Here is a 6,956-nt window from a genome sequence, read left to right as displayed (position 1 = left end):
CGACATGTGACGCTCTGGCGAGTCGAAGTGTGAACGGTGTTCACCACACACTAGTCCACGGCGTCAACTACCACCAGGTACACGACCCGAAAGTGCGAAAGTGCGAAAGTGCGAAAGTGCGAAAGTGCGAAAGTGCGAAAGTGCGAAAGTGCGAAAGCAGGTACGCGTCCGCGCCGCGGGCGGATGCACGTACGTCGATCGGGGCGCCGCGCTGAAGGCACGTCGCAAATGCTTGCACGGCATATTGTTTGCCACCGTCACAGGCCGGGGGGAGAGAGACGGGAGCCTGTAACAGGAAGGTGCAGATGGCGGACGATCTGAACGGCAAGGCCACCCACCTGGGCGGCAAGCTCAAGGAAGGGCTCGGCGACCTGCTGGGAGACCGGCAGATGAAGACGGAAGGCCGGCTGGAGCAGGTCGAGGGCGTGGCCGAGCAGGACGCGGCCCGCGCCGAGGAGGAGCTGCGCGAGGCCAATGCGCGCCGCCTCGCGGCCGAGCAGGCCCAGCGCAACAACCGCATCTGACGGCGCTCCGCCGGATGATCGGATGATGAACGGCCGCCTCCACGGTGGGGGCGGCCGATCTTCATCGTGGATCGGGACGCGCTGGTTCTGCAGTTCTCCCCCTCCCCCGCGAAGCGGGGGCAGGGGGCCGAGGGGAGGGGGCCCTCGCCCGTGAGGCGAGCCATCCATGGTGCAGGATCCGGGTTCTCCCCACGCTCCGCGCGGTCCGTCCCCATCCGCTGAGATCCGTTCTCCCGCCTCGCGATACGCATCCGGCGCACTCCATGCATGACCCGCCGCGGCGAGAATGCGAGAACGGACCCGGGACGCGGGAGAAGCGTGATGCACAAGGTGCGCGTGGTGCGGTCGTACTACGACCAGTCGGAGCCGTACGTGGGACGCGTGGGCGAGGTCATCGGCCACTGGGGCGCCGACAACAACGAGAGCGGCCGCGACGGCTTCATGGTGCAGTTCGAGGACGGCACCGTCGTCGGGTTCTCCGAGAACGAGGTGGAAGACGTGGGCGACGAGGCGGAGGGCGCCGCCCCGGCCTCCGCCGAGGACTCCGTTCCCGGCATCGGCTGATCCGTCGCGCGTCGTCCCGGGGTCCACGAGAAAGGCCCGCTTCCTCGAGAGGGAGCGGGCCTTTTCGATTCGCGATCAGCGGATGCGGATCAGTTCTCCGGGATGGTCAGCTTTTGCCCGGGCTGGATCTGCTCGCCCTCCGACAGGTCGTTGGCGCGGCGCAGGCTGTCCACCGTGGTCTCGTAGCGGCGGGCAATGCCCCACAGCGTCTCGCCGTCGCCCACCGTGTGCTCGCGCCGCCGCGACGCCGTCCCGCCCGACTGGCTGCCGTTCGACGTGGAGCCCGACCGCGCCGCGGACGAGCTCGACGATGAACGCTCCGAAGACGACGCAGACGCACGCTCGCCCGACGGGCGGCTGGAGGACGGCGTGCTCGGCCGGCTGCCGCTGGATTCCGGGCGCGCCGTGGTGGCCGTGCGGCCGGTGCCGGACTCGCTTCGTGCCGTGCCGGCCGTCGCGGACGACGCGCGGGGGATGCGCAGCGTCTGGCCGGGGCGGATGGTCTCGGAGCCCATGTCGTTGGCCTCCCGCACCGCGTCCACCGTGGTTTCGTATCGGCGCGCGATGCTCCACAGCGTCTCGCCGTCTTCCACCGTGTGCGTCCGCGCGGACGAAGACGATCCCTCGCTCCGCCGCGCCGTCGAGCTGGACGAGGACGAGCTGGAGGAGGACGATGCCGGCTGCTCGCCGCTCGCCCGGCTGGATCCGCTCTCCGACGACCGCCGCGTGGACGAGGATGCAGATTCCGACGATCCGCCGCGCCGCTCCGTCGACGCGTTCCGCTCCGACGTGCTCGATCCGCTCCGCCGCTCGGACGAGGCGGAGGACGACGCGCGCTCGCCGCCCGCCCGGCTGGACGAGCCCTCCGACGACGAGCGGCGCGACGAGGTGGCGGATTCGGACGATCCGCTGCGCCGCTCCGAAGATGACGCGTTCCGCTCGGACGAGGTGCTCGATCCGCTCCGGCGCTCCGAAGATGACGCGCTCGTCCGCTCCGACGACTCCCGCGTGGACGACGCGGACTCGGACGTGCCGGCGTTCTCGGGCGTGTCGCCCAGCACGCGCGGGCCGGACCGGCGCGACTCGCCGCGGGCTACGCGCTCCACGGGGCGCGCGTTCAGCACGCGGGCCGCGTCGGCGTACAGGCGCAGCTGCGTGCCGGCGCGCAGGTTGTCCGTGTTGGCCGACAGGTTCAGCGAGCGGATCTGCTCCGTCGTCAGCCCCGACAGCGTGGCCAGCTGCCCCAGCGACTCGCCCTCGCGAACGCGGTACGTTCCGAATCCGCCGCGCTGGCGGAACTCGGACGCCGCGAAGGCCTGCTGCAGGGCGCCGCCCTGGCCGGCCGGCACCCACACCCAGTAGTTGCGGGGCGCCACCTGGCGGTAGATGTGCGGATTCATCTCCGTCAGCTCGTTCACCGGCAGGTTGCCCACCTGCGCCAGCACGCTCAGGGGCGTGGCCAGGTCCACCCGCACGCTGTCGTACGCGAACCGCCGCACGATGCCCGGCGCCGGGAACCCGAAGCGCACGGGGTCCTTGGCGATGATGGTCGTCGCGTACAGCCGGGGGACGTAGCGCCGCGTCTCCTGCGCCAGGTCACCGCGGTTGGCCAGGTCCCAGAAATTCGACGCGTTGAAGCGGCCGAGCCCGCGGTTGATGCGGCCCTCGCCGGCGTTGTACGCGGCGGCGGCCAGCGACCAGTCGCCGCGGAACCGGCGGTGCAGGTCGCGCAGGTGGCGCGCGGCGGCGTGCGTGGAGCGCACGGGGTCCATCCGCTCGTCCACCAGCGAGTCGATGCGCAGGCCCATCCCGCGGCCCGTGGCGGGCATGAACTGCCACATGCCCACGGCGCCCGCGTGGCTGCGCACGGTGGGCCGGTAGCCGCTCTCGATCATCCCCAGGTGGCTCAGGTCGCGCGGCACGCCGTACGACGCGAACACCTCGCGCACGAACTCGTGGTACGGCGCGGCGTTGCGCAGCCAGCTGCCCACCACGTCGTGCCGCTGGTAGACCAGGAACTCCAGCTCGTTCCGGACCGAGAGGTTAGCCTCCATCGGCAGGTCGTACGCCGCGCCGCCCAGCAGGTCGGCCCCGATGGGCGCCGCGGACGTGCTCGTGGGCGCCGCCTGCTCGATGGGGGTGATCTCCTCGATGGGCGGGGCGGGCGGCGCCACGGGCGGAGCGGGCTCCGGCGCGGGCGTCGTGCGTACGGGCGCGCGGCCCGGTCCGCACGCGGCGGCGGACACGAGCACGAAAAGGCCTGCGATGGTCTTTCGATGCATCGGCACTTCCCGATCTGGTCTTGCAGGATTGCGGACGGCGGGGCGGCCGGCAGGCGGCCATGAACGGCGAAAGTAGCGCGGCGCCGCCATTTAGGCCAGAGTGTCGCCCGTGCACTATGTCGTCGTCGGCGCGGTGGAGCCGGCATCCGGCCGAGCGAGTGAACTCGCCGCAACGACAGCGGAAAGCCCCGCAAACTGCGCGGGGCTTCAACGGCTCGCATCGGGCGGGCCCGAGCGCGATGGAGGGATCGAGACGTCGGCGGAGCCGATGCGGGCGCGTCGCGGCGCGGTGGCAAATCCTCGGCGGGCATGGCGCGGTCCCAGCCGGAGCGAATGAATTCGCCGCTGGAACGGCACGAAGTCCGCCGTCGCGGACTGCACCGCGGCCCTCTCGCGGTGGAGCCGCGCCCCTCCGCCGGGTCTGTCCCGTGTTGGTGGTTGAAGCCCTGTTCGCATCGCGCGTCAGCGCGAGACAGGGCTTACCGCAGTCGTAGCGGCGGCTTTAGCCGCTCAGGCTGGGGGACGACGCCCACATCTGTCCGTCATCCCACCCGCCCGTGCTCGTACAGCTCGCACAGGCGCTTCACGTAGTCCGCCTCGCGCTGGGCGTCGGCCTCGGGGCCCAGGGTCAGGCCGCGCAGCACGCGCCAGCGGTGGAACGCCAGCTCGCTGGCCACGCGGTGCAGCTCCCGCCGCGCGCGCCAGTGCGGAATGCCGCCGCGCCTCCACGCCGTGAGGCTCGCGCCCATCCGCGTGCGCACCTGGCACAGGCACTCCAGCTCGTCGTCCGTCAAAATGCCGTCGCCCACCAGGGGCCCCAGGTGCTCACGCAGCACGCGCCCCTCGCGGCGCAGCGACAGGTAGATCATCGTCAGCACGCCCACGAACGCGGGCAGCATCACCATCACGTACAGCGCGAAGAACCAGCCGTCGAAGCTGGCGGCCATGTTCCACAGCGAGTGCAGCGCGATGGCCACCGTGAGCCCCAGGAACGGCGCCGCCCAGCTGCGCCCCTGCCCGTGCCGCTCGCGCACGATCCCCAGCCCGATGCCGAACATGCTGGTGAACAGCGGATGCGCGAACGGCGACACCATGCCGCGCAGAAAGAACGTGACCACGGAGCTTTCCGCGCCCTCGGCGATGGAGGCGCCGTAGTACTGCACGTTCTCGATCATGGCGAAGCCCAGCCCCACCATGGCCGCGTACACCACGCCGTCCACCACGCCGTCGAACTCGTCCTTGAGCTCGCGGAACAGGATGAGCAGCGCAAACCCCTTCGCCAGCTCCTCCACCACCGGCGCCGTGACGATGGTGCCGAACCACTCCGCCGCGTCGGGCCCCGCCACGGCGGCCAGCAGGTCCTGGCTTACCATGTTCACCATCAGCGCCACGAACACGGCCACGGTGGCGCCCCACGCGAACGTCTGCCACAGCGTCTGCGCCGGCTCCGGCTCGAACCGGTCCAGCCACAGGGCCAGCACCACGTACACGGGCACGGGCACCACGGCCACGATGAAGCCCGCTCCGAACGCCTTGAGCCCCAGGTCGCCCGCGATGAGCCCTAGGCTGATGGCGCCGCAGATGATCGCCACACGCGTGAGCATGGGGTGCGGCTGCGCCTGCGGCATCACAAGGGGAATGCGCGCGGCGGGGCGGGGGATGTCCCGTTCTTCGGCGGCCATCAGGGGTCGGTTGCGGACGGTCCTGCGAAAAGTCAGAGCGTTCCGAACATCTTCGTCAGCACCTCGCGGCGGTAGTCGAAGATGGATTCCAGGCGCGGCGTCACCAGCAGCGGACGCACGGGCCCGGCGCCGGGGGGCAGGGCGTAGCTCACGATGTCGCCCACCTCCACGCCGCCGGGAAACTCGCGAAAGAGGTGCTGGTGATGCCAGAAGCGGTAGGGCCCGAATCGCTGCTCGTCCACGAACAGCCGGCCCTCGTCCACGTGCGTGATCTCCGTCACCCAGGTCACGGGCACGCCCAGCAGCGGCCGCACGCGGTAGGTGATGATCATCCCCGCGTACATGCGCTCCGGCAGCTTCGACGTGACCTCGAAGCCCATGCTGGGCGGCGTGATGCGGGCCAGGTTGCGGGCGTCGGAGAAAAAGTCCCACGCCGTCTCCAGCGGGATCGGGAGCCGCTGCTCCCGCTCCAGTGTGTACAGCTTCATCCGCCTCCCCCTCCCCGTTCCCGTGCGTCCACGCCGGCCCCCGCGCGCGAAATCTATCGCCCCCGCGCCGTTCTGTCGCGGGGCGGCCGCGCCGGCTTGAACGTACGATCCCGAGCGGTGTTCGTGGAAGTGTCCGTCATGGGGCCGATCTGCCCGCCGAGGGTACGCGCCTGGCGGCATCATCGGATTGGGGGATCCGCGCGGTTCCCCGCACCGGTACGATCCCCTGTTCCCAGCGCTCACGAGCATCTTGCACTTTCGGTTTATATTCGGTAAGTTGTCGGCCCGTGTCGATGACCAATGCGCGTGCGAAAGGTGAGGGAGGATGCCGATGATCGGGGGAGAGCTGGCCGCGGAAGCGGCACTGGACGGCCGTCACATCGCGACGGATGCCCGCGACCTGGGCTGGGTGACGGACTGGCTGTACGGTGATGCGGCGCTTCCGTCCGCGCCCCTGCCGCCGCGCGAGCCCGCGCATCCCCGCCGCGCGCCCGTGCACGCCGAGGCGCCCCTGTACGCGGAAGTTCCCACGGCGCGGCCCACGCCGGCGCGGCGCCGCGCGAGACGCCGCTCGCGGCAGCTGGCGCTTCTCTGAGCGTCCCCGCTTGCCGCGAACGGGCGTGGTCCGGAGATTCCATGATGCGTCCACGCACGGGCGCACAACGGAATCGGGGCAAGGGGCGGAATGACGCAGAGAACGCTGCTGGTGGGGCTGGCCCACCCGGACGATGAGGTAGGCGCGGCGGGGACCATCCTGGCGCAGAAGGCGCGCGGTGATCGCGTGGTGGTGGTGTGGCTCACCCGCGGCGAGATGACCGAGGCGTTCGGCCCGCTGTCCGCCGCGGAGGTGGCCGCGCGCCGCGAGGAGCACGGCCGCCGCGCGGGCGAGATCCTGGGCGTGGAGACGCGCTTTCTGGACCTGCCGGACTGCGGCGTGCACGCCACGCCCGAGGTGGGCCACCGCGTCGCCAAGCTGCTGACGGAGATCAAGCCCGACGGGCTCATCACCTGGGGCGACGCGTGGGGGCGGGGCATGCGCCATCCCGACCACCAGGCGTCGGGGCAGATCTTTCGCGATGCCATCACCCTGGCGCGCATTGCCAAGGTGGTGAGCCCGGCCACGCCGCACCGGGCCTACGTGCCCGTGTTCACCTACCGCGGCGCGTACTCCAACCTGCCGCCGGTCGCTGTGGACGTGGAGCCGTACGTGGACACCATCCACGAGCTGGCGCGCTTCTACCGCGAGAACATCGGGTTCGGCGATCCGCAGTGGCTGGAGCAGCGCCTGCGGCTCGCGGGGCAGCCGTACGGCCTGCGCTACGCCGAGGTGTTCGACGCGTGGGAGACGCAGGCGGGCGTGGTGAAGCACATCATCCCAGCCGCCCCTTCCGAGGGCGAGTATCCCCACCCCGATCG

The 6,956-nt window shown here is 71.1% G+C and carries 7 protein-coding genes; 4 read left to right on the top strand and 3 right to left on the bottom strand.

All coding sequences use genetic code 11. From position 1 onward, the window contains the following. Positions 1-305 precede the first annotated feature (305 nt). Together VFZ20_RS03640 and VFZ20_RS03635 are read left to right on the top strand one after the other, a co-directional pair. Positions 306-524 (top strand): CsbD family protein, encoded by a 219-nt coding sequence (locus VFZ20_RS03640; protein WP_329682467.1) that lies wholly within the window; start codon positions 306-308, stop codon positions 522-524. A 321-nt stretch (positions 525-845) separates the two neighbouring features. Then, on the top strand, positions 846-1,088 hold the full coding sequence (locus tag VFZ20_RS03635; RefSeq protein ID WP_329682466.1) for a hypothetical protein: 243 nt from the start codon (positions 846-848) through the stop codon (positions 1,086-1,088). 89 nt (positions 1,089-1,177) lie between these two features. On the opposite strand, the gene VFZ20_RS03630 is transcribed toward VFZ20_RS03635, so the two are convergent. The 3 genes from VFZ20_RS03630 to VFZ20_RS03620 all read right to left on the bottom strand — a co-directional run bounded on the left by VFZ20_RS03630 (position 1,178) and on the right by VFZ20_RS03620 (position 5,540). Further along, a complete protein-coding gene (locus VFZ20_RS03630; RefSeq protein ID WP_329682465.1) occupies positions 1,178-3,370 on the bottom strand; it encodes a LysM peptidoglycan-binding domain-containing protein in 2,193 nt (730 codons plus the stop codon). Positions 3,371-3,912: 542 nt separating this feature from the next. Then, positions 3,913-5,052 (bottom strand): PrsW family intramembrane metalloprotease, encoded by a 1,140-nt coding sequence (locus VFZ20_RS03625; RefSeq protein ID WP_329682464.1) that lies wholly within the window; start codon positions 5,050-5,052, stop codon positions 3,913-3,915. A gap of 32 nt (positions 5,053-5,084) precedes the next feature. Further along, positions 5,085-5,540 carry an SRPBCC family protein gene (locus VFZ20_RS03620; RefSeq protein WP_329682463.1) on the bottom strand — a complete coding sequence of 152 codons (456 nt, stop codon included), beginning with the start codon at positions 5,538-5,540 and terminating at the stop codon, positions 5,085-5,087. A gap of 331 nt (positions 5,541-5,871) precedes the next feature. Between VFZ20_RS03620 and VFZ20_RS03615 the strand changes: the two genes are divergently transcribed. Both VFZ20_RS03615 and VFZ20_RS03610 read left to right on the top strand, forming a co-directional pair. Then, positions 5,872-6,135: a hypothetical protein gene (locus VFZ20_RS03615; RefSeq protein WP_329682462.1), complete on the top strand. Its 264-nt coding sequence runs from the start codon at positions 5,872-5,874 to the stop codon at positions 6,133-6,135. 90 nt (positions 6,136-6,225) lie between these two features. Beyond that, positions 6,226-6,956 (top strand): PIG-L deacetylase family protein (locus VFZ20_RS03610; protein WP_329682461.1); only part of this gene is annotated, 731 nt, incomplete at its 3' end.

The sequence above is a fragment of the Longimicrobium sp. genome (assembly GCF_036280135.1).
Classification (GTDB): Bacteria; Gemmatimonadota; Gemmatimonadetes; order Longimicrobiales; family Longimicrobiaceae; genus Longimicrobium.
This window is presented reverse-complemented; position numbering and strand designations above follow the sequence as displayed.

Excerpts from the sequence above, each read along its gene's own strand:
- VFZ20_RS03625 (WP_329682464.1), bottom strand. The coding sequence starts at position 5,052 with ATGGCCGCCGAAGAACGGGACATCCCCCGCCCCGCCGCGCGCATTCCC.
- VFZ20_RS03630 (WP_329682465.1), bottom strand. The coding sequence starts at position 3,370 with ATGCATCGAAAGACCATCGCAGGCCTTTTCGTGCTCGTGTCCGCCGCC.
- VFZ20_RS03640 (WP_329682467.1), top strand. The coding sequence starts at position 306 with ATGGCGGACGATCTGAACGGCAAGGCCACCCACCTGGGCGGCAAGCTC.
- VFZ20_RS03620 (WP_329682463.1), bottom strand. The coding sequence starts at position 5,540 with ATGAAGCTGTACACACTGGAGCGGGAGCAGCGGCTCCCGATCCCGCTG.
- VFZ20_RS03635 (WP_329682466.1), top strand. The coding sequence starts at position 846 with ATGCACAAGGTGCGCGTGGTGCGGTCGTACTACGACCAGTCGGAGCCG.
- VFZ20_RS03615 (WP_329682462.1), top strand. The coding sequence starts at position 5,872 with ATGATCGGGGGAGAGCTGGCCGCGGAAGCGGCACTGGACGGCCGTCAC.